Origin of the sequence: Streptomyces sp. CB02261 (assembly GCF_001905665.1) — a bacterium.
Lineage (GTDB): Bacteria > Actinomycetota > Actinomycetes > Streptomycetales > Streptomycetaceae > Streptomyces.
Genome location: NZ_LIVX01000005.1, coordinates 370,733 through 391,644, shown reverse-complemented (window position 1 = coordinate 391,644; position 20,912 = coordinate 370,733). Strand labels below are relative to the sequence as shown.

Here is a 20,912-nt window from a genome sequence, read left to right as displayed (position 1 = left end):
AAGACCGTGGCAGAAGCATTCTCGGTACCCGTCGTCGTACGCGGATACGAGACCGACACCCAGGGCCACCTGAACCAGGCCGTCTATCTCCAGTACGCGGAGCATGCCCGCTGGTCGCTCCTGCTGAAGAGCGGGATCCGGCAGGCGGATCTGCTGGAGCAGGGAGTGGGGCCGGTGGCCCTGGAGGTGACGGTCCGCTACCAGCGTGAGTTGCGGGCCGGCGACGAGGTCGAGGTGACATGCGCCTTCGTCTGGGGTGAGGGCAAGACCTTCCGTATCGAGCAGACGATCCGCACGACGGACGGCACCGTGGCCGCCGAGGTGACGGGCGTCGGCGGCCTGCTCGATCTGAAGGCACGCAAGCTGGTGCCCGACCCCCGAGCGGTTTTCCGTACGCTGGCCGACTCCCCCGAGGTGTTCGGCCTCTGACCGCCGGGTCGGCAGGTCGGCGGGGCCGGCGTCCGCTGTGGCGCGTGGCGGGGCTGCGGCCGATGTCGCTGTGACGTTGCCGTGGCGGCGGACTTCGGAGAGGGTCCGTGGATGGAATTCTTCTGCTACCACCGCGATCGCGCCGATTCGATGGCTCTGCGCCAGGAACTGATCGAAGAGCACTGGTCCTTCATGGACCAGTACGACAGGAACATGATCGCCCGGGGCCCGACCTTCGGCGAGGACGGCGAGACGCCCAGCGGCAGTGTGCACATCGTCGACCTGCCAAACCCCGCCGCGGCGCGCTCGTTCGCCTTCGACGAGCCCAACTACCAGGCCGGGGTGTACCGCGACGTACTGGTGCGCCGGTGGCAGAACACGCTGGGGCGCACCATGTGGGACTTCCCCGGCGGCCCGACGGGCGGTAACCGGTATCTGGTGCTCGGCCTCGGCGCGGGCGAGGCCGCCGACCTCCCGGTGCCGCCCTGCAAGGACATGCTCGTCGCGTACGGGCCGCTGCTCTCCGACGACGCCACCACCTGGCTGGGCACGGTGGCGCTGGTCCAGGCACCGGACGCGCCCACGGCACGCGCCGTACTGACCCCGGGGCGGTACGCGGACATCGAGGTCCACGAGTGGACGTTCGGCGGTCGGAGGTGAGCGCCTGAGGGGGCTTGCCCCGGGCGAGGGGCCGACGCGCGCTCGTCCCATGGCCGGGGTGGCTCGGGCAGGCGGGTGAGGCCCGAGGGGCGCCGGCCCGCCTGCCGTATGAGGAGGAGTCAGGGCTTGTTGGCAAGGGCTCCGAGGTACTGGTTCACCTGCTCCAGTCGCGCGTCCATGCTGCCCGTCCTCTCGGACACGGCCCGCAGTTCGTCGCAGACCGCGAGCAGCGCCAGCGCCACCGCCCTCGCGCCGGGGTCGGACACCTCGTCCAGGGCCGAACGGGCCGCGTCGACCGCCGAGACGGGTCCGGATACCTGTGCCATGGCTGCGCCTCCTGCCCGGCCGCCCATCGGCCGTTCCTGTACGTCTGCCCCGAAACGCTCCGTCCGTACAGCGGCGGACAAGACTTACCGCAACGGCCCCTGCCGCGAGCCCTCGCGGCACGCGATGGCTGACGCCCGTACCCGTCCTCAGTCACGCAGCGGGAGTCGGCAACGCGCCCTGGCCTCCACCGCCCCGGCAACACGGTCGGCGAAGTCCTCCCACGGTCGCGGAGCGACGACCGGCACGCCGGCCGCCCGCGCCTCGGCGGCGAGCCACCGGCCGTACAGCACGCTGACGCGCGCGCGATGGTGCTGTGGTCCGGCCTCCGGTTCCCGGCGCAGGTAGTTGGCCGTCACCTGTGCCTCGTCGTCCTCGTGGAGGAAGACGGCGCGGACCTGACCTCCGGGTGTCGCCGGTACGGGCAGGACGTAGTCCCCTTCCAGGATCACCGGGGTGTCGGTGCCCACGTGGTTGGCCACCACCGCCTCGATCGCCGGCGCCAGCGCCCGGGCGATCGCGATCTGCCGCTCGACCACCGACTCGGGCGCCTGGCGTGCGGCCTCGGGGTGCGTACGCCAGAAGTGGACCTCCGGCAGGTGTTCGGGCCGTGTCACCGCGAGGAGGGCCTCCACGATGTCGTCGGCCTCCACGACGGGGACGTCGTACCGTCGCGCCAACGCCCGGCAGACTCCGGTCTTGCCCATTCCCGACGCACCCCCGATGACGAGCACCCTCCAGTCGGCAGTCCTCCGCAGCACATCCGTATCGTCCACGCGGGCACTGTAACGAGGGCACGTTCCGGGTGCCGGTGCGGGGCGGCGCCTGTGCAGGAGCGCGCGGGTTCATCGTCGGCGGGGTTCCCGCCCGTCGTCCTGCCGGCCCGCCAGGGTGATGTCGGTCCTGGAGGCGGCGTTCAGCTTCCGCATGATGCGTGCCACGTGGTGCTCGACGGTCCGGGTGGAGAGCACCAGGCTTTCGGCGATGTCCCGGTTGGCGCGGCCCTGGACGACGAGACGGGCGACCTCCTGCTCGCGCGGGGAGAGCTGGTCGCCGTAGCCGAGGCGGCCCCGGCGGTGGGTGGTGACGATGTCGTGGCGGCGGAGCAGCCGTTGGCAGCGGGCCACGTCCCAGCGGGCGCCCAGCCGCCGGTAGACCTCGACCACCTCCTGGATGTCGGCGACGGCCGTCTTCCCGCGCGGGCCGAACAGGCAGCGTCCCCGTGCCTCCGCCGCGCGGGCCGCGTCGAGGGGGCGGCCGAGCAGCTGCCATCGCGCCTCCGCGTCCGTCAGCAGGTCGAGGGTCTCGTCCGGTCGGCCCGCCGCCTCCGCGAGCAGTGCCCGGCACACCGTCAGGGCGGTGCGGGCGGCGGGCGCGTCGCGGCCTTCGATGCCGGCCGCGAAGGTGGACACGAGCCGGTGGGCCCGCGCGGTCTGGTCGCGCCCGTGGAGGGCCTCGACCGCGACGGGCAGCACCTCGGCCGCCCACACCCAGCCGCCGGTCCGTTCCAGCCGGTGCAGGACCTCCTCCACGGCGTCGCAGGCCTGTCCGGGTCGTCCTGCCTCCAGGTGGACCCGGGCGAGGGCGGCGGCCGAGGCGGTGAGGATGAAGCCGGTGTCGTAGCGGGTGGTGCGGGCGGCCTCCGCGAGGTCGTGGCGGGCCCGGGGGACGTCGCCGAGCACGTGCAACGCGGTCAGACCGCGGACGAGAGTCGCCTCGGCGGTCAGGTCGGGTATCTCCTGGTAGAGCCGGGCGGTGCGGTCCGCGGCCGCGTGCAGCTCGTGCCAGCGGCCGCCGTGCCAGGCGAGTACGAGGCGGGCGGTCTGGCCGAGGCCCTCCAGGTAGGGGCTGCTGGTGTCGGCGAGTCCGTCGGCGGCCCGGTCGAGGAAGGCCACGGCCCGCGCACCGTATCCGAGGGCGCTGGACGCGTGCGCGAGGTTGGTCCAGCCCCGGGCGTGGTGAGCGGCCTCCATCGGGGACCCGGCCGGACCGCGCAGGGCTTCCGCGGCGGTCCAGGCCCGTGGGTCGCCGAGCAGCATCAGTGCGGTGGCGCGGTTGGCGGCGATCGCGGCCCGGGCGACCGGATCCGTGACCGTGGCGGCGAGCGCATCGCCGCGCTCCAGCCAGTCCTGGTGCCGTGCGACGGGCCATCCCTGGAGGGAGGGGATGGCGGCGACGGCCATCGCACGGGCGGCGGTCTGCGGGTCGGACGCCTCCAGGTCGGGGATGGCGCGGGCGACCTCGTCGAGGCTGTCCAGCGCCCCTCCGCTCTGGTTGCGCAGGACGACACTCAGGTGCAGGCGGATCTCGCCGCGCAGTTGCGGCGGGGGGTCGTCCTCGTCGAGGACCGTGCGTACCGCGGCCACCACCTGCTCTCCGGCGCGGGCCAGTTGCGCGGTCCGGGCCAGTTTCGCGGCGGTCCGGACTCGTCCCCCGGCCCGCGGGTCGTCGGCGACGGCCTGTGCGTAGAGGCGGGTTGCGGTGGCGTAGTCGCCGGTGGCGGCCGCCCGGTCGGCGGCTGCGACGAGGCAGCGGAGACCGTCGCGCACTTGTCCGGCGGCCGTGTACAGCCGGGCCAGGTCGGTCAACGGCAGCGGCCCTTCCCCGTCGCGGTGGAGAGCCCGCGCGGCACGGAGGCTCAGCCGGGCCAGCCTCGGCCCGGGTATCCGCGCCAGCGCGGCCTCGCGGTCCAGCGGATTCCGGAAGGCCGGGTACGGCCCCTCCGCCCGCAGCGCGGAGTGGCGCAGGCACGCGTCCACAGCCGCCCCGGCCCGTCCGGCCGCGACCTCCGCCACCTCGGCGAGGATCCGGAGAGGGACGGGTCGTTCGAGGACCGCAGCCGCCTCGACGATGCGCCGCCCGTCCTCGGTGAGCGGTGCGGACCGCGCGGCCGACTCCCGCCGCAGGCGGGCGGGCACCCCCGTGTCCCGTACGGCGGCGAGCACCGCACCGGGGCGCTCATCCTCCGCTGCGCCTGCCCGCAGCCGTTCGCCGACCTCTGCGAGGAGGGCCCCGGCCGCTCCGGGCAGTCCGGCGGACAGTTCGTGTACGAGCGCCGCGAGCTCCTGCCGCTCGTCCGTCCGCACCGACCGGTGGGTGGCGAGCCACGACCGGACGAACTGCGCGGTCTCCTCGGGCGTCCAGCATCGTACGCCGATCTCCTCGAACCGCGCCCCGCGCGGAAGGCGGAGGCCGAGGACCGGCAGCCCGGGTGCGGTGTCCTCGGTGAAGACCAGCCGCAGCCGGGCTGGCATCGTGGCCGCCAGGTGGCGGATCAGCTCCAGGGTCGCGGGGTCCGCGTGATGGACCTCCTCCAGGACCAGCACGGTGTCGCCGAGCGACGCGAGCAGAGCCCCGACCGCCCGCGGAAGCAGCCCGCGCCGTACCTCCGGGTCGGCGCTCGCCGCGGGCGGTCGCGGCAGCAGGTCGGCGAGCTCGGGTGCGAGGAGGCCGACGACCCCGGTCACCTGCGGCAGGCGGTCGGGGAAGTCGGGCCGGTACGGCAGCCGGGCCAGCGCGTCGGCGACGGACCCGAGCGGCACCGGGTCCACTCCGCCGGGGCACGCGCCGCGCACATGGGTCCACTCCGCGAACTCGGTCCCGCCGAGTACTTCGTCCACCAGCCGCGACTTCCCTGCCCCGGCCTCTCCCTGTACGACCGTCAGGCTCCGCCCCTGACGCAGGGCTTCCCGCAGTCGCCGCGCCTCTTGGTGCCGCCCGACGAAGGCGCCGGGGCGGACGAGCTCGTCCTGGGGCCGCGTGACGAAGGTGTCCGCGCCGACGGTTTCGTCCTCGTGCCGCGTGACGAAGCCGCGCCCGCTGACGGATTCGTCCTCGTGACGCCCGACGAAGCCGCGTCGGCCGACGGTCTCCTCGCCGCTTCGCGTATCGAAGGAACGTCTCTCCACGGCTCCGCCTCTCGCCGAACACTCACCCGGAGGGCCCGCCGTTCGTCTCGGGCGATCTTTCCGGCCGGGCCCCGCGGCCGGTCGCCCGGCACGAACAGGGCTGCCTGGTACGGACCGGGCCGCGGTACCCGCTGGGCAGGTGGTCTACCCGCAGGAGGGCCGAAGTCGCAATAGGGGACGACCACCTACGGAATTCCGCCGGTGCGCTCCCGGCATCGCCCGGCGATCGGCGCGCTCCACGAGCACCCCTGCCCCGTGCCCACTCTTTGGGTAGCGCTACGGATTGCTGGGTCGCTCCCCCGTGGCCGAAGCTCTGGGCGGTCCGGTGACGCCGTCCCCGTACGCCGCGGTCCCCCGAGGACGGACGTACGGGGTGGCCGTACCCCACGCGGTCGCCCGGCGTGACCGGACTTGTGTGGCACGGAGCCGACTCCGCGCGGCACACCGCTCCACCCCACCGCCGTCGGCGCCGGCACCCGAAGGCGACCGTCCGCACGTCCGCCCCGACCGGGCGGACAGACGGGCGATTGTCATGGTCTCGACATTCATCGATGTCCCGGCCGTCCGGCGGCCCTTCCGGACGCGCTCCTCCCCACCCCGGACGGAGCGCGTCCGGAGCTCAGCGCGCCACCCATGCCCGCCGACCGGACCCCGAGCCGGGTCCGGACACCCTCATGAGAGAAGAAGACATGGAGTTCGACGCTCGTCCCCTCCGGCGACTGCTCGCCGTAGGCGTCAGTGCCGCCCTGCTCGCCGGGGCCGTCTCGACCGCCGCGGTCGCGGCCCCACCCCCGCCGCCGGGCGGCGGCGAAGGCCGCATCGTCGGGGCCGACCGCCCCGGCGCGGTCGCAGGCTCCTACATCGTCACCTTCGAGGACTCGGTCGCCAGGGCCGACGTGCCCGCCTCCGCGAGGGCGCTCACCAAGCGGCACGCCGGCAGCCTGCGCTACACGTACACCGCCGCACTGCGCGGCTTCGCGGTACGGATGACCGAGAGCGAGGCGCGGGAACTGGCCGCCGACCCGTCGGTGGCCCGCGTGGAGGCCGACGCGGTGGCGTACGCGGTCGACACCCAGCCCACCCCGCCCTCCTGGGGCCTGGACCGCGTCGACCAGCGCGACCTCCCGGTGGACAAGAGCTACACCTACGCCACCACCGCCTCCAACGTGAACGCGTACATCGTGGACACCGGCATCCGGATGACCCACCGTGACTTCGGCAACCGCGCGGTCAGCGGCTACGACTTCATCGACAACGACTCCAACGCCTCCGACTGCCAGGGGCACGGCACCCACGTCGCCGGCACCGTCGGCGGCGGCTCGTACGGCGTCGCCAAGGGCGTCAAGCTGATCGGCGTCCGGGTGCTGAACTGCCAGGGCACCTCGGGCGACACCTGGGCTCCGGTCCTCGCGGGCATCGACTGGGTCACCAAGAACGCGGTCAAGCCGGCCGTGGCCAACATGAGTATCGGCGGCGGCAAGACCCAGTCGGTGAACGACGCGGTGGCGGCCTCCATATCCTCCGGAGTCACCTGGGTCGTGGCGGCCGGCAACAACAACGCCGACTCGTGTTCCTACTCCCCCTCCTCCACCCCGTCGGCCATCACGGTCGGCGCGACCAACAGCCAGGACGCCCGCGCCACCGGATGGTCCAACGGCCAGGGCTCCAACTACGGTTCCTGCCTGGACATCTTCGCGCCGGGCGACAGCATCATCTCCACGTCCAACGCCGGTGACACCGCCTCCCAGTCGATGAGCGGTACCTCCATGGCCGCCCCGCACGTCGCCGGCGCGGCGGCCCTGCTGCTCGCCGGCAACCCGACGTGGACCCCGGCCCAGGTCCGCGACAAGCTGGTCGCCGACGCCACCCCCGACAAGGTCGGCGACGCCCGCACCGGCTCCCCGAACAAGCTCCTGTACACGGGCACCGGCGACGTGACTCCGCCGCCGACCGGTAAGAAGTTCGAGAACACCGGCGACTACCAGATCCGCGACAACTCCACCGTGGAGTCGCCCGTCACGGTCACCGGCACCGCAGGCAACGCCCCCTCGAACCTGGCCGTCACCGTCGACATCCGCCACACGTTCCGCGGCGACGTGAAGGTCGAGCTGGTCGCCCCCGACGGAGGCGTGTTCCTCCTGAAGAACTACAACTCGTCCGACAGCGCCGACAACATCCAGGGCACGTTCACGGTCAACGCCTCCGGCAAGACCGCCAACGGCACCTGGAAGCTCCGCGCCACCGACAACTGGGTCAACGACACCGGCTACATCAACGCCTGGTCGCTCCAGTTCTGACCGTTCCGCTCAGGCGGGATCCGACCTTCGGGTGAGATCGGGCCCCGAGGAGGGATCGGGCAAAGACAACGACGCCGTTCCCGGAGAGGTTCGCCGGGAACGGCGCCTCTGCCGCCTCTGCCAAGGGACCAGAAGGCCTTGGGAGGTGTGCGAGCCCGGGGCGACGTGTGGACGGCGCGGAGTACCCGAGGCGGACGAGCCGGGACGGTGCGATGCGATGCGATGCGACGGCGTCATCGTCGAAACCGGCTGACAGGCGACCTTGGCCACCGGACCGTCAGCGGCAGATCCAGTAGCTGTCCCGGACCGGGTGCCTGCGCCGCTTCCCGGTCGGGCGAGTCACCACAACGGCGCGACTCTCGTATGCGACCCGGTCACCCACCTCGACGAGCAGCGGTCCATCCAGGTCGACCTGGAAGTCAGGGTGAAGCAGGAACTGACTGACCAGCAGCATTCGCGGCATGGGAGTGGCCCCGTCGAAGTTCACAAGCATGAGCCAAGTATCCCGGAGGATCCAGTGCGGCTGCGGGGATCTGGGGCTCGTTCGTACGCCTCCATGCGCGAAAGTGGACCGATCCTGGGCCGTCGCGAGTGGAGTGGTCTCGGGCGGTGCCTGAGTGGCGTACTGTTAGGTCTACCGACGCGGGGTGGAGCAGCTCGGTAGCTCGCTGGGCTCATAACCCAGAGGTCGCAGGTTCAAATCCTGTCCCCGCTACTGAAGTGACATGAGGCCCGGATCCTGTGGATCCGGGCCTCATGCGTGCACCTGCACTTCAGGCCGTCCGTCCGCGTCGCATTCGCCGCGCTGTGCCCCGCCTCTTCACTTGCCGGCGGGCGCGGCCGCCCGGACGGCTTCGGCCGGTGCTGTCCGAAGCATGATCCGCCGGACAGTAGTGCGAGACCGGGCTTTCCGGTCACGACCGGAGGGCGTGGCAGCGGTCGTGCGGCCGCGGTAGGGCAGCGGCAGGCGCGTCACGCCTCGGCCTTCTTCATCACCCCCACCAGGGTGGAGAAGCTCTCCGCGGCGTGGCCGGCGTCCATGCCACGCCGGAAGAGGTCGACGACCGCGGTCGGGAGCGTGGTGTCGACCCCCGCGTCGGCGTTGGTGTGCAGGACGTGCTCGACGCTGGCCATCCCCATGGCGAGGCGGTCCACGTCGCCGGTGTGCCGGTCGGCGTCGATGCGCTCGGCGTAGAAGGAGAAGAATCCCGGCAGCGAGTTCGCGGTCTCCACGGCGTGCGGCAGGACGTCCGCCGCCGTCAGGCCGTTGGCGTCGGCCAGGGAGATGGCCTGCCAGTAGCTCAGCATGGAGGTCCAGAACATGACCATGCCGATCTGGTACATGAGCGCGGCGAGCCCGGGGTCCTCACCCCGGTGGTCGGTCCTCCCCGTGATGACTTCGAGCGCGGGCCGGTGCTGTTCGAAGGCCTGGCGCGGGCCGCTGTAGAAGGTCGACGATTCGGCCTTGCCGATCCCGGAGGGCGGAACGGTGACGCCGCCGGTCAGCTGGACGGCGCCCCGCTCGGTTGCCCAACGGGCTGCGGCCCGGGCTTTCTCGGGCGTGTCCGAGCTGAGGTTCACCAGGGTCCGCCCGGCCAGTGCGGACGCCGCCGGGCCGAGCGTGGCGTACATGGCGTCGTAGTCCGTGAGGCTGAGGATCACCAGCTCGTTGGAGGCGAGGGCCCCCTCGGCGTTCGGGGCGAGCACCGCCCCGCGCGCGACCAGGGCGTCCGCGCGCGACGGGGTGCGGTTCCAGACGGTGACGTCGTATCCACGGTCGAGGAAGGCGCCGGCCATGGCCTGCCCCATGGGACCGAGGCCGATGACGGTGACCGACTGCTTGGTGCTGCTCATGCCGAGTTCCCCACCTTCACTAAAACGATCGCTCTATCTAGAGCATGACGGGAACGTAGCACAGGTCTAGAACGAACGCTCTACTCAATGGACCGATACGGTGGCTCCATGCAGACCAGCACACGGGACCGCATCGTCGTCGCCGCATCACGCCTCCTGCAGCGGCAGGGCTACGTCGGTACGGGAATCAAGCAGATCGCCCAGGAGGCGCAGGCCACTCTCGGCTCCGTCTACCACTTCTTCCCCGGTGGCAAGGAGGCCGTCGCCGTCGCCGCGATCAGGCACAGCACCGAGGAATTCGCGACGCTCCTGCGGGAGGCGCTGGACAGCGAGGACGACCCGGCGGAGGCCGTCATGGCCTGCACCCGCCGACTCGCCCATGACCTGCGCGAGTCGGGCTGGATCGATGGCTGCCCCGTCACGGCTGCGGCTCTGGAGACGCTCGGCACCGACTCGGAGATCCAGCAGGCGTGCGCCGACGCCTTGCGCGGCTGGGAGTCGTTGGTCCACGACAAGCTGCTGCGCCGCGGCTTCCCCCTCCAGATCGCCCAGGAACTGGCGACCACCGTCATCTCCGCCCTGGAAGGTGCCGAAGTCACCGCCCAGGTCAACCGCAGCGAGGAGCCTCTGCACGTGGCGGGCCGACAACTGGCGCGCCTCGTACGCTCATACGAGGTCTAGGGGGTGTCCTGTCGGTCATGTCCGGGCAGGCACCGGCTACCGCCGACAGTCGGCACCCCTGCCTGCCCGGCGAACCGGTCGGAACGTCTCACGCGTCCGCGAGGAGGGGGTCGTACGGGGTGCTCGTGCGGCGGCCTGCCATGAAGGAGAGGAAGTCGCCCACGAAGGCGCTTCGGCCGTAGGTGCCGTCGGTGTCGGCGAGGTCACGGTGGAAGCCGGTGCGGAAGAGGGACCGGTACTCGTCCGCGTCGATGGTCCCGCTGCCATCCTTGTCGGTGGCGTCGAAGAGCACCTCGGCCACGCGGATGAGCGCGGGCCCCGCGAGGGAGGGGACTGCGGCGGCGTACTCCTCCATGCTCACCCGGCCGTCGCCGTCCGTGTCCAGGGCGGCCTGGAGTTCGCGCCACCAGGCGGCGAAGGCGTCGTAGAGCCGGGTCTCCTCGGGTTCGTCCAGATCGAGGCGGGTGGAGAGTTCGCGGGCCATGGCAGCGAGGTCGGGCCAGTCGAGGTGGCCGTCGCCGGTCTGGTCGAGCACCTGGCGGAAGAACTCCTCTGCCGAGCGCCGGCCCTGGCCCGTGGCGGCAGGAGGTGCCGGGGTCGCGTCGGCCTCGTGACCCAGCGGTGTGAGGAGACGGAGCAGGGCGGAGGCCCGCTTCATCCGCGCGCGCAGAGCGGACACCGTCCGGGCGCGAGGGTCGTCGTTGCCGGGTGAGAGCGAGAGGACTTCGATGATGGTCTCGGCGTTGATCCAGCCTTCGGGCAGGAAGCGGGCCAGTCCGGCGGCGAGGTAGGCGCCCTGCATGAGGGTGGGGGCGCCCGGCATCTCCAGGAGGCCGGCTCGGCGCCGGTACGCCTCGGGGAGCGAGGCGACGGTGATCGCACCGAGAATCGGACCGGCGACGGCCCGGCCGGCCGCCCACAGCGTCGGCGCGCCGTCGAACAGCGCCGGGGCGGGCAGGTGGTCGAAAAGCCGGTAGAGGATGACACGGACCGCCTCGGTGTTCTCCAGCTCGTCCTCGACGACCCCGTCGAAGTACCGCCAGAAGTCGTGGAGGTCCTCGGGGAGTTCTCCCGCGTCGCCGTCGAGCGTGGCGAGGAACGCGCGGTACTCGGCGTACATGCGCTCCATGGTGTCCTGGTCGAGCGGCTGGCCGCTCAGTCGGCACATGGTGACGGCGCTCTCGAAGAGGGTGGCGACCACCCAGGCGCGGGTCGCGCGGTCCAGGGCGTCGTAGGCGCGGCCGCGGGAGTCGGTGCCGCTCATGCGGGCGTGCAGCCGGTTGAGCCGGGCGGCCTCCCGTTCGCGTACCGCCGGGTCGGTGTCGAACATGCGCCGCATGCTGAGGAAGGTGTTGCGGAGCCTGCGCCAGGGGTGGGCGACGAAGGTGGAGTTGTCGGCGAGGGCGGCGCCGATCTGGGGGTGAGCGGCCTCCAGTACGGTGGCGCGGATCATGGCCAGCGCCCAGCGTGGGTCGTCGAAGAAGGCGTGGAACTGCGATCCCGGGCCGAACAGGGGGGTCTCGTCGGCCGTCTGTGTGGTTGGGGTCGTCATGAAGGGTCTCCGTTGGTCCGAGGCGGCACGCCGCCGAAGCGGCGGTCGCGGCGCCGGTAGGTGTGCAGGCAGGCGAGGAAGTCGGGGGCCCGGAAGTCCGGCCAGAGGAGCTCGGGGAAGACCCACTCGGCGTACGCGACCTGCCAGAGCATGAAGTTGGAGATGCGCTGCTCGCCGGAGGTGCGGATGACGAGGTCCACGTCGGGGGTGTCGGGGAACGGCAGGTGGTCGGCGAAGAGCCGCTCGGTGACCTCGTCGGCGGGCGTCCCGCTGCGGATCAGCGACCTGGCGGCCTCGACGATGTCCCGGCGCCCGCCGTGGTCGAAGGCGACGGTCAGTGTCATTCCCCGGTTGTCGGCGGTCAGCGTCGTCAGGTCGTCGAAGTCCCGGGCGAGTTCCCGGGGGATGCGGGGGTCGCCGACCCCGAGGAAGCGGCACCGGATGCCGCGGGCGAGCAGGAGGGGCGCGTGTTTGCGCACGACCTTGCGGACCAGGCGCATCAGGTAGTCGACCTCGGCGCCGGGGCGGTTCCAGTTCTCGGTGGAGAAGGCGTACAGGCTGAGCCACTCGACGCCGGCTGCCCGGGCCGCCTCGATGATGTCGATGACGGTGGTCTCGGCTGCCCGGTGGCCTTCGGTTCGGGGTAGCGAACGTCGTTGTGCCCAGCGGCCGTTGCCGTCCATGACGCAGGCCACGTGTCGCGGCACCGCGCGCGCCGGCCTGTCGTCCCGCCGTCGCCCGCCTTGCCCGTCGACCGGCCGTTCTCGGCCCGGGGCGTCGCCCTGACGCTCCCGGTCGGGTTCGTCGCCGCTCTGTCGCCCGCCCGGCCGGTCCTCCGTCGCCGGGCGGGCGCGCGGAACACTGTGGTCCGTCAGGCCCGCGCCCGTCCCGTCCGGAGCGGCACGACCCGTCGTACCGCGCTCGGAAACGCCCACCCCGCCTCGCCGCCCCCGCCTCGCCCACGCCCCACCGGCCCGTTCCTTCCGGGAAGTCTGGCAGCGTGATAGGCCCTGACCGGCGGAAATGGGTGACTGTCACCCTTGGTGCGTACGTCCGATCCCTCCGGGCCCGCATCGGCCGGTGTTCTGCTGGATACCGCGACCGAGGCCGACGCGGCGGAGGCCCGGTCGCGATTCTTCGGCCGGGATCAGGGGAAGTACAGGGCTGCCTTCTCCAGTACGTGGTTCGTGAACATGCCGCCCCAGAGGGTCCGCCCCCGGTACATCGTGGTCCGCACGGCGCCCGGGGCGCACTCGACGGTGAGGGGGCGGCTGATCAGCGTCGTGTCGAGGATCCGGGCATCCTGGGCGGCCCACTGGGCCGCCTCGGGCCTGACACGCGCGCTCACCAGCGCGGGGAGCACCAGTGCCGCGTTGCGGGCACCGGGTATGCCGCCGCGCAGGCTCTTCGCGTGACGCATGGCCCAGGCGGTGAACTCCCCCAGCGTGGCAATGTCGATCTCGGGGACGGCGGCCGCGTAGACGAACAGCTCGGCCTTCGTCCCGAACCAGCGGATCTTGCGGTCCGAGCGTCCGGCGGCCACCACCGGATGGTCGTTCCAGTGCGGCAGGGTCACCGTGCAGCCGTCGCCAGTCAGCCGTTCGTGAAGGGCCGTGAGGTACGTGGCCGCCGTGTCGGCGGTCGGTCCGGTCGCATGCGGATTCATGTCTGGATCCTCCAACACCCTTGGTGGGCAAGGGAAGAGGAGCTGAGGAGATGCAGCCACACGTTCCCGGCGGGACAGGTCGGGGATGCGGTTCGGCGGCGCGCTCCTCAGCGGTCCACTGCGGGCAGGTGGGCCAGGCCGGTTTCGCGCATGATGCGGTCGATGGTCTCGTGCAGGTGGCTGTCGGCACCGATGACGGTCTCGATTCCGTCGGGCAGCAGGTCGCGTGGTCGGTACCAGTCGCGCAGCTGTGCCTCGTTCACGTCGTCGGCGATCGGTTTGGTGGCATGCCGAGCGAGGGTTTCGTCGAAGGGCACGTCCAGGTAGTAGCCGTGGGTCTGGCCGCGGTGGTCGGCGCGCAGCTGGGCGAGCATGCCGCCGTAGTGGTCGGCGTAGAGGATGCCCTCGACCACGACGTGGTACCCGGTGTCCAGGGCGTAGCGGGCCGTGAGGTCGATCAGGCCGATGTTCGCGGCACCGGGCCGGTCGCGTTCGCGGAGCACGATGCGGCGGAGGTTGTCCTGGCCGACCAGGGCGAGGCCGCGGCCGAACCTGGTGCGCAGGCCGGACGCGACGGACGATTTCCCGGCGGCGCTGTTGCCGCGCAGTACGACGAGCCGGGTCGCTTCGGTTCCCACCCTCACGATGGTCACCGTACCGACAGTGACACCGACGAGGACAGGAGCGGGGGCATCCCCGGGATCCCTCAGCCCTTCTTTCCCTTGCGCCTACGCGGCTCGGTGTCGTCGTCGGACTCGTGCAGGGCCTGGCAGAACCGGCACGGGGCGCCGTGCGGATCGGCCGGAGAGGAACAATCCGTCCGGAACGCGTCCCGAAGGCCGGGCCGGATTCCGGAGACGTACTCGTCGCGTTCGTGTGAGTGCTTCGCCATGATCAACCAACAGCCACTTCCGGCCAGGGAGAACGGCGGGTGCCGGGGTTGTTGCTCCGCTGCGGCATTGCCGTTCACCTGCGCCGTAATCGTCACGGCTCGGTTTCAGCGCGTGTCAGTCACCGTACCTGTTCAGGTCAGCGGCGAAGGGGGAGTCGGACGTGGCGTCGAGGCGGCCCCCGGGTCGTGGGGTCGGCGGGGACTCCTGCATCGGCCACGCGGGCCCTCCTCCCTTACTAGGGTGGGCACTTCGGGACGCGTGGGGGGCGGGTGGGACTGTGGCGAGACGGCCGGACGGCGCTGAGGTCGCGGTGGCGGTGCAGCGGGTCTTCCGCGGCGGTCTGCTGAGCGGGAAGTCCGCGTTCCGGCCAGACCTCGCAGCCTGGACCGCCGCGACCGCCTCCGATCTGCGCGCCCGCTTCGTCGACCGGCCCGACGAGTCGTCGGACACCTTCCTGGCCAAGCTGCGCCGGCAGCTCGCCGGCGCCCCCGACGAGACGATTAGCCTCGCCGCCGAACTGCTCTTCGTGAACATGGCCCCGCTGGTCCCCGAGCAGATCGGCATTCCGAAGAAGCTCCAGATCCTCCGCGAGGTGCTGTCCTGGGCCGGCAGTCCCCCGGAGGTCCACCCGGAGGTGCAGCCCGCTCTGAAGGGGTTCCTCCACGGCGGGCAGGGGTTCCTCAACTACCGCTGGGCGCAGTTCCAGATCCTCGTCCTCGTCGTGGAGCGGCTGGCCCGGACGGAGCGCGTGGAGCGGGAGGCGCTTCTCGCCGACCCCTGGCGGTTCCGGACGCTGTGCTTCGACATCCAGGAATCGGTCGGCCACAAGAAGGGCCGCGCCCAGATCCACGTACTGCTGTTCGCTCTCTTCCCGGACAGCTTCCAGCCCATCGCCAGCGCTCACCACAAGCACGAGATCCTCAAGGCGTTCGCGGACGACGTGCCCGACCCCACCGGCAACGACGACAAGGACCTGTTGACGCTCAGCAGGACGCTGGAGGTCCAGATCGGTCAGCCCGTCGACTTCTACGACGAACCCTGGGTCGGCCGGTGGCGGAAGGGCGCCGTTCGGCATGAGCAACGCGGCTGGCTCGTCCGCGGCAACAACGTGGACGGGCACGACTTCATCCCCGCCTGGCTCGACCGGGGCTATTGCTCGGTCTCCTTTCGGGAGGTCCCCGAGATCGCCGCCGGCGCCGGCAAGCAGCAGGTCCGGCAGGCGGTCGCCGAGGCCATGCCCGAGGCCTCCGTGCAGCAACGCGGGACAGCGGCGTACCAGCTCCATGTCTTCCTGACCGTCATACAGCCGGGCGACCTGGTGGTCACCGTCACCCCCGACGAGGTACACGTCGGCACCGTCCAGGGCCCACCCGTGTACGACGCCTCCGACGGCCTCGACAACGCCCGCCGCCGCCCGGTGCGCTGGGCCACCGCCGAACGCCCCCTCGTCCGGGCCGACCTTCCCGAGAAGGTCCAGGCACGGCTGCCGCTGCCCTCGACGGTGTACGAGATCAGCAGCGTGGCCGCCGAGTTGGCGGAACGCGCGGGTCTGGAGGCGGTGGTCGCCGAGGAACTCGCGGACGTCGACGTCACCAAGCCCCTCGAACTACCGCCGGTCACCCAGGAGCTGGCGGGGGACCTGCTCATGCCGCTGGAGTGGCTGCGGGAGACCGCCGAACAGCTCCAGGACCAGCGCCAGCTGGTGCTGGACGGCCCGCCCGGCACCGGAAAGACCCACGTCGCCCGGGCGCTCGCCCGGCATCTGGCGGGCCCGGACCGGGTGGAGCTGATCCAGTTCCACCCCTCCTACACCTACGAGGACTTCTTCGAGGGCTTCCGCCCCGTGCGCGGCGACGGCGGCTCGGTCGTGTTCGACGTGCTGCCCGGTCCGTTCAAGCTGCTGGCCGAGCGGGCGCGGAAGGACCCGGCGAATCCGTACGTCCTGATCATCGACGAGATCAACCGGGCCAACCTGGCGAAGGTGTTCGGCGAGCTGTACTTCCTGCTCGAGTACCGCGAGGAACCCGTCACCACCCAGTACAGCCCGCACGATCCGTTCCACCTGCCCGGCAACCTCTTCCTCATCGGCACGATGAACACCGCCGACCGTTCGATCGCGCTGGTCGACGCGGCGATGCGCCGCCGCTTCGCCTTCCGCCGGCTCTCGCCCGAGCTGCCGCCGGTGCGGGGCCTGCTGGCCCGCTGGCTGCACGCCCGAGGCCTCCCTGACACCGCGGCCCGTCTGCTGGACGAGCTCAACGCCCGCCTCGGCGACGCCGACCGCGCCATAGGCCCGTCGTACCTGATGAAGCCCGGTGCGGGCCGCCCCGAGGGGCTGGACCTCATCTGGCGCACCCAGATCCTGCCGCTCCTGGAGGACCAGCTCCACGGCACGGGCATCGACATCGAGGAGGAGTACGGTCTCGGCTCCCTGCTCGCGGCCGTCACCTCGCCGGACCGGTCGGCCGGCTCCCCGGCCCCGGCCGTCGAACCGTGAGCCCCGACCTCACCGTCACCGTCCAGGAGACCGGCCCCGGCACCCCGTACCAGCTGACCGGCGACCAGGTGGCGGCCCTGGTCGCAGTGCCGGACCTGGTGCGGCTGACCCCGGCACCGGGCGGACGCTGGAACGTGCGCGGCAATCAGAAGGTGGGCCTGGTCCGTCTGCGCACACGGTCCGGCGGGGCGATCCAGCTCCGCCTGCGCCCCAAGCTCGACGTCAGGGACCTTCTCTTCCTGCTCTCCTACTCCCCCGCCGACCCTTGGCACCCGGAGCCGGTGACCGCCGCGGCGGCGGACGACCTCCTGGCCGCCCTCGCCGACCTGCTGGCCCGCACGGCCCGCCGCGCCCTGGAGGCAGGCGTCCTCCACGGCTACCGCGAGGTGGAGGAGGAGCTTCCGCTGATCAGGGGCCGCATCCGCACCGCGGCCCAGCTCCGCCGCACCGGCCTGCCGCTGCCGATAGCGGTCCGTTACGACGACCACACCCCGGACATCGCCGAGAACCGCATCCTGCTGGCCGCCCTGCATCTGGCCGCCCAGCTGCCGGGCGTGCCCGTTCCGACCCGACTGACTCTCCGGCACCTCGCCGGGCGGCTGCACGGCGTCCACCGGCCGCATCCCGGCGAACCGCTTCCCGCCTGGACACCGACGCGCCTCAACGCCCGTTACGCTCCCGTCCTCCGGCTTGCCGAACTGCTGTTGTCCGGCGGGTCGATCCGCCTGGAGAGAGGCCTTCCGGCACCGGCGGACGGTTTTCTGCTGGATCTGCCGAGGGTCTTCGAGCGTTTCGTGTCGGTGACCCTGGGCGCCGCCCTGGCCCGGCACGGCGTCCGCTGCGCTCCCCAGGACGTCCATCGCCTGGACGAGGCGGGCCGGGCCGCGCTCCGCCCCGACCTGGTCCTGTACCGCGGCCGCCGTCCGGTCTCGGTGGTGGACGCGAAGTACGTGTTCCTGGCGGCCACGGCGCCGCCTGTGGACCACCTCTACCAGCTCCTGGCCTACTGCACGGCCCTGGGCATCACGCACGGCCACCTCGTGTACGCGGCCGGCGCCCCTGGCGCGGTCTCCACCGACCACGTGATCCGCCGCTCGCCCGTCACCGTCACCGCCCACGCCCTGAACCTGAGCGACTCCCCGGCCGCGCTCCTGGCACGGACGGCCGACGTGGCCGCCAGGGCGGCGACGGCCGGTTCCGCCTGACGCGCCGGGGCCTGGGTGCTGGGGATGTCGTCGCAGGTCGGGGCCGCTGTCAGTGGTGGCTCGTAACGTCGTTCGCAGAGGCCGGGAGCAGCCCGGCCAGCCGACGCGAGGAGCGGTCATGGGCGAGATCACCGTCAGCGCACAGGACATGGACCACCTCCTGTACGACCCGGCGAGCGCGTACGGCGCCCCGTATCAGCGGGCCTTCGCCGAGCTCGCACGTACGCACCGGGGCCGGCCGGCCGCCGAGATCGTGCCGCTGCTCCGCGAGGCGGCTGACCGCGCGCGGCTCGGGTTCACCGGCGCCGACCTGGCCGAGCAGGCGCAGGCGATCAGCTGCGGCGCACCGTACGAGCTCCGCGTCCACGTCACGAGATAGTCGCCCGTCCTCGGCGTGCGATCACCGTGCGCGCGGTGGGGCGTGGGGGCGCACGCTGCGGCTGGGCGCGGGAGGCGGCTCCGGGGCGTCGCGGGCGGCGAGCTCGCGCAGATGCTGGTGTTCCTGATCGTCCATGTGGAGCGCGCGGGCGAGCGAGTCGAGGACGGCGGGACCGGGGCGGGTCTCCTTGCCGCGTTCCAGGCGCACGTGGTGGTCGATGCTGATGCCGGCCAGGGTCGCCAGCTCCTCGCGGCGCAGGCCGGGGGTGCGGCGGACGCCGGCGCCGACGGTGAGGCCGTGCTCGGGACGGGTCTGCGTGCGGCGGGCGCGCAGGTAGCGGCCCAGCTCGGCGCTCTCGCTGTTCGCGCTCACGGATGCCATGCCTCCAGTCTCGCCCGGCGGCCGTCTCCCGTTCGCCCGGGAGAGGGGCCCTGTCGTTACCCCTGAAGAGCCCGCCCTGCCACACCGGGGGAATACGGGGGAAGGTGAAGGAGCAAGTCGCCGACACCACCGTGGCTGCCGCCCAGGCCACGACGGGCACCGTCGGACGGGTTGGGCGAGAGTGACGAAGGGGCTTGGCGGCGCCACGGACCGGAGAGGGTGAGATGCGGTACATCAAGCTGCGTGATCTGGAGGTTTCCCGGATCGGCCTGGGCGCGATGGGCATGTCCCACGGCTATACGGGCTCAGGCACCGACGACGCGGAGTCGATCAGGACCGTGCACCGGGCACTGGAGCTGGGCGTCACCCTCATCGACACCGCCGAGATCTACGGCCCGTACACCAACGAGGAGCTCCTCGGGCGGGCGCTGAAGGGCCGGCGGGATCAGGTGGTGCTGGCGACGAAGTTCGGTCTGGTCTCCCACGCGGGGGCGGGGGCGTGGAACCTGGATTCCCGCCCGGCCAACGTCCGCGCCGCGGTCGAGGGCTCGCTGAAGCGGCTGGGCACAGACCACATCGATCTGTACTACCAGCACCGCGTGGACCCGGGCACGCCGATCGAGGAGACGGCCGGCGCCGTCAGGGAGCTGATCGACGAGGGCAAGGTCCGCGCCTTCGGGCTCTCCGAGGCCGGGCCGGACACGATCCGCCGCGCGCACGCCGTGCAGCCGGTCACCGCGGTGCAGTCGGAGTACTCGCTGTGGACCCGCGGGATCGAGGAACGCGTCCTGCCCGTCCTGCGGGAGCTGACCATCGGCCTGGTGCCGTTCTCCCCGCTGGGCCGCGGGTTCCTGACCGGCACCGTCCGTTCCACCGACCAGTTCGACGCGGACGACTTCCGGCGCGACAATCCCTGCTTCACCGGCGAGAACTTCCGGCACAACCTGGCGCTCGCCGACGAGGTCAAGGCCCTGGCCACGGAGGTCGGTGCCACGCCCGCGCAGGTCGCGCTGGCCTGGCTGCTCGCCCAGGGCGACGACATCGCCCCGATTCCCGGCACCAAGCGCGTCGGCCGCGTCGAGGAGAACACCGCCGCCGACGCGGTCACGCTGACCGGCGAGCAGCTGCACACGCTCAGCAGCCTGCCGCCCGCCGCCGGTGACACCCACACCGAGGCCCAGGCACAGATGCTCGAACGCTGACTTCCCCATCCGGGGCGTGAGGCCCCCGTCGACCTGCCTCCCCCACCCCCACAGCGAAGGACATTCCGCTCATGCAGACCGTCACCCTCAACAACGGCGTCGAGATGCCGGTCCTCGGCTTCGGCGTCTACCAGATCCCCGCCGAGGACACCGAGCGCGCCGTCTCCGATGCGCTGGCCGCGGGCTACCGCCTTCTGGACACCGCCGCGGCCTACGGCAACGAGGAAGCCGTCGGCCGTGCCATCAGGTCCAGCGGCATCGTCCGCGGGGACCTGTTCGTCACGACCAAGCTGTGGGTCCAGGACGCCCCCGCCGAGGAGAACACCCGACGCGCGTTCGAGTCGTCCCTGAGCAAGCTGGGCCTGGACCACCTCGACCTGTACCTGATGCACCAGCCCTTCGGCGACGTCTACGGGCAGTGGCGGGCCATGGAGGCGCTCCACCGCACGGGGGCGACCCGGGCGATCGGTGTCGCCAACTTCTACCCCGACCGGCTGGTCGACCTGATCCTCCACAACGAGATCGCCCCGCAGGTCAATCAGATCGAGACCCACCCGTTCTTCCAGCGCACCGACTACCAGGACCTCATGCGCGAGCACGGGGTGCAGATCCAGTCCTGGGGCGGCTTCGCCGAGGGCAGGAACGACCTGTTCACCAACCCGCTGCTGGCCGAGATCGGCAAGGAACACGGCAAGTCGGTCGCACAGGTCGTCCTGCGCTGGCTGACCCAACGCGGTGTCATCGCCATCCCCAAGTCGGTACGGGCCGAGCGCATGGCCGAGAACATCGAGGTCTTCGACTTCCGGCTCACGGACGAGCAGATGGCCCGGATCGCCACCCTCGACACCGGCAGCTCCCTGTTCTTCGACCACCGCGATCCCAAGATGGTCGCCCTGCTCGGGGGACACCGCCTGGGCGCCTGACACGTACCCGCTCCCAGGGGCGCACGGCAGCCGCACCGCCGGTCGTCGCTCGCCCCTGTCC

18 protein-coding genes, 1 tRNA gene and 1 pseudogene are annotated in these 20,912 nt (G+C 72.0%); 10 read left to right on the top strand and 10 right to left on the bottom strand.

Translation table 11 applies throughout. The annotated features are described in order from the left end of the window. Positions 1 to 6 precede the first annotated feature (6 nt). Positions 7 to 429, top strand: a complete 423-nt coding sequence (locus tag AMK29_RS19220) for an acyl-CoA thioesterase (protein WP_073814452.1) — start codon at positions 7 to 9, stop codon at positions 427 to 429. A 111-nt stretch (positions 430 to 540) separates the two neighbouring features. Next, entirely contained in the window at positions 541 to 1,089 is a 549-nt protein-coding gene (locus tag AMK29_RS19215) for a YciI family protein (protein WP_073814450.1), read from the top strand. A gap of 119 nt (positions 1,090 to 1,208) precedes the next feature. Here AMK29_RS19215 and AMK29_RS19210 read toward each other — a convergent pair whose 3' ends face one another. From AMK29_RS19210 to AMK29_RS19200, 3 genes are all read right to left on the bottom strand, one after another. Then, a complete protein-coding gene (locus tag AMK29_RS19210; protein WP_073814448.1) occupies positions 1,209 to 1,415 on the bottom strand; it encodes a hypothetical protein in 207 nt (68 codons plus the stop codon). Between the two features lie 147 nt (positions 1,416 to 1,562). Beyond that, positions 1,563 to 2,189: a hypothetical protein gene (locus AMK29_RS19205; RefSeq protein WP_241845501.1), complete on the bottom strand. Its 627-nt coding sequence runs from the start codon at positions 2,187 to 2,189 to the stop codon at positions 1,563 to 1,565. A 69-nt stretch (positions 2,190 to 2,258) separates the two neighbouring features. After that, positions 2,259 to 5,321: a LuxR C-terminal-related transcriptional regulator gene (locus tag AMK29_RS19200; RefSeq protein ID WP_079196967.1), complete on the bottom strand. Its 3,063-nt coding sequence runs from the start codon at positions 5,319 to 5,321 to the stop codon at positions 2,259 to 2,261. 689 nt (positions 5,322 to 6,010) lie between these two features. On the opposite strand from AMK29_RS19200, the gene AMK29_RS19195 reads away from it, so the two are divergent. Continuing rightward, positions 6,011 to 7,618: a S8 family peptidase gene (locus AMK29_RS19195; protein ID WP_073814445.1), complete on the top strand. Its 1,608-nt coding sequence runs from the start codon at positions 6,011 to 6,013 to the stop codon at positions 7,616 to 7,618. A gap of 277 nt (positions 7,619 to 7,895) precedes the next feature. Here AMK29_RS19195 and AMK29_RS19190 read toward each other — a convergent pair whose 3' ends face one another. Beyond that, entirely contained in the window at positions 7,896 to 8,111 is a 216-nt protein-coding gene (locus AMK29_RS19190; protein ID WP_073814443.1) for a hypothetical protein, read from the bottom strand. Positions 8,112 to 8,259: 148 nt separating this feature from the next. On the opposite strand from AMK29_RS19190, the gene AMK29_RS19185 reads away from it, so the two are divergent. Beyond that, positions 8,260 to 8,333 (top strand) — tRNA-Met (locus AMK29_RS19185). A gap of 257 nt (positions 8,334 to 8,590) precedes the next feature. Here AMK29_RS19185 and AMK29_RS19180 read toward each other — a convergent pair. Beyond that, positions 8,591 to 9,472 (bottom strand): NAD(P)-dependent oxidoreductase, encoded by an 882-nt coding sequence (locus AMK29_RS19180; protein WP_073814441.1) that lies wholly within the window; start codon positions 9,470 to 9,472, stop codon positions 8,591 to 8,593. 108 nt (positions 9,473 to 9,580) lie between these two features. Here AMK29_RS19180 and AMK29_RS19175 point away from each other — a divergent pair, with 108 nt between their 5' ends. Continuing rightward, positions 9,581 to 10,153, top strand: coding sequence for a TetR/AcrR family transcriptional regulator (locus AMK29_RS19175; protein WP_073814813.1), 573 nt, complete (start codon positions 9,581 to 9,583; stop codon positions 10,151 to 10,153). A gap of 88 nt (positions 10,154 to 10,241) precedes the next feature. Here the strand turns inward: AMK29_RS19175 and AMK29_RS19170 are convergent, their stop codons facing one another. From AMK29_RS19170 to AMK29_RS19155, 4 genes are all read right to left on the bottom strand, one after another. Beyond that, entirely contained in the window at positions 10,242 to 11,705 is a 1,464-nt protein-coding gene (locus AMK29_RS19170) for an oxygenase MpaB family protein (protein ID WP_073814439.1), read from the bottom strand. Beyond that, entirely contained in the window at positions 11,702 to 12,412 is a 711-nt protein-coding gene (uppS, locus tag AMK29_RS19165) for a polyprenyl diphosphate synthase (RefSeq protein ID WP_107422629.1), read from the bottom strand. Before uppS ends, AMK29_RS19170 begins: the two co-directional genes overlap by 4 nt. Positions 12,413 to 12,852: 440 nt before the next feature. Then, on the bottom strand, positions 12,853 to 13,371 hold the full coding sequence (locus tag AMK29_RS19160) for a hypothetical protein (RefSeq protein WP_073814436.1): 519 nt from the start codon (positions 13,369 to 13,371) through the stop codon (positions 12,853 to 12,855). Positions 13,372 to 13,478: 107 nt separating this feature from the next. Further along, complete coding sequence (locus AMK29_RS19155; protein ID WP_073814434.1) at positions 13,479 to 14,024, bottom strand: kinase; 546 nt, start codon at positions 14,022 to 14,024, stop codon at positions 13,479 to 13,481. A 517-nt stretch (positions 14,025 to 14,541) separates the two neighbouring features. Here AMK29_RS19155 and AMK29_RS19150 point away from each other — a divergent pair. From AMK29_RS19150 to AMK29_RS19140, 3 genes are all read left to right on the top strand, one after another. Beyond that, positions 14,542 to 16,761, top strand: coding sequence for an McrB family protein (locus AMK29_RS19150; protein WP_073814432.1), 2,220 nt, complete (start codon positions 14,542 to 14,544; stop codon positions 16,759 to 16,761). After that, positions 16,758 to 17,966, top strand: a complete 1,209-nt coding sequence (locus AMK29_RS19145) for an McrC family protein (RefSeq protein ID WP_073814431.1) — start codon at positions 16,758 to 16,760, stop codon at positions 17,964 to 17,966. Before AMK29_RS19150 ends, AMK29_RS19145 begins: the two co-directional genes overlap by 4 nt. A 118-nt stretch (positions 17,967 to 18,084) precedes the next feature. After that, positions 18,085 to 18,345: a hypothetical protein gene (locus AMK29_RS19140; RefSeq protein ID WP_079196966.1), complete on the top strand. Its 261-nt coding sequence runs from the start codon at positions 18,085 to 18,087 to the stop codon at positions 18,343 to 18,345. 42 nt (positions 18,346 to 18,387) lie between these two features. On the opposite strand, the pseudogene AMK29_RS19135 reads toward AMK29_RS19140, so the two are convergent. Then, a pseudogene (locus AMK29_RS19135) lies at positions 18,388 to 18,726 on the bottom strand (helix-turn-helix domain-containing protein); the annotation flags it as partial. A gap of 224 nt (positions 18,727 to 18,950) precedes the next feature. On the opposite strand from AMK29_RS19135, the gene AMK29_RS19130 reads away from it, so the two are divergent. Then, entirely contained in the window at positions 18,951 to 19,928 is a 978-nt protein-coding gene (locus AMK29_RS19130) for an aldo/keto reductase (RefSeq protein ID WP_073814428.1), read from the top strand. 71 nt (positions 19,929 to 19,999) lie between these two features. Then, positions 20,000 to 20,851, top strand: a complete 852-nt coding sequence (locus AMK29_RS19125; RefSeq protein WP_073814426.1) for an aldo/keto reductase — start codon at positions 20,000 to 20,002, stop codon at positions 20,849 to 20,851. Positions 20,852 to 20,912: the final 61 nt, after the last annotated feature.

Bases quoted from the DNA above. Each gene is read 5' to 3' on its own strand.
- AMK29_RS19215 (WP_073814450.1), top strand. From the start codon at position 541: ATGGAATTCTTCTGCTACCACCGCGATCGCGCCGATTCGATGGCTCTG.
- AMK29_RS19210 (WP_073814448.1), bottom strand. From the start codon at position 1,415: ATGGCACAGGTATCCGGACCCGTCTCGGCGGTCGACGCGGCCCGTTCG.
- AMK29_RS19195 (WP_073814445.1), top strand. From the start codon at position 6,011: ATGGAGTTCGACGCTCGTCCCCTCCGGCGACTGCTCGCCGTAGGCGTC.
- AMK29_RS19190 (WP_073814443.1), bottom strand. From the start codon at position 8,111: ATGCTTGTGAACTTCGACGGGGCCACTCCCATGCCGCGAATGCTGCTG.
- AMK29_RS19180 (WP_073814441.1), bottom strand. From the start codon at position 9,472: ATGAGCAGCACCAAGCAGTCGGTCACCGTCATCGGCCTCGGTCCCATG.
- AMK29_RS19175 (WP_073814813.1), top strand. From the start codon at position 9,581: ATGCAGACCAGCACACGGGACCGCATCGTCGTCGCCGCATCACGCCTC.
- AMK29_RS19170 (WP_073814439.1), bottom strand. From the start codon at position 11,705: ATGACGACCCCAACCACACAGACGGCCGACGAGACCCCCCTGTTCGGC.
- AMK29_RS19160 (WP_073814436.1), bottom strand. From the start codon at position 13,371: ATGAATCCGCATGCGACCGGACCGACCGCCGACACGGCGGCCACGTAC.
- AMK29_RS19140 (WP_079196966.1), top strand. From the start codon at position 18,085: ATGGGCGAGATCACCGTCAGCGCACAGGACATGGACCACCTCCTGTAC.
- AMK29_RS19130 (WP_073814428.1), top strand. From the start codon at position 18,951: ATGCGGTACATCAAGCTGCGTGATCTGGAGGTTTCCCGGATCGGCCTG.
- AMK29_RS19125 (WP_073814426.1), top strand. From the start codon at position 20,000: ATGCAGACCGTCACCCTCAACAACGGCGTCGAGATGCCGGTCCTCGGC.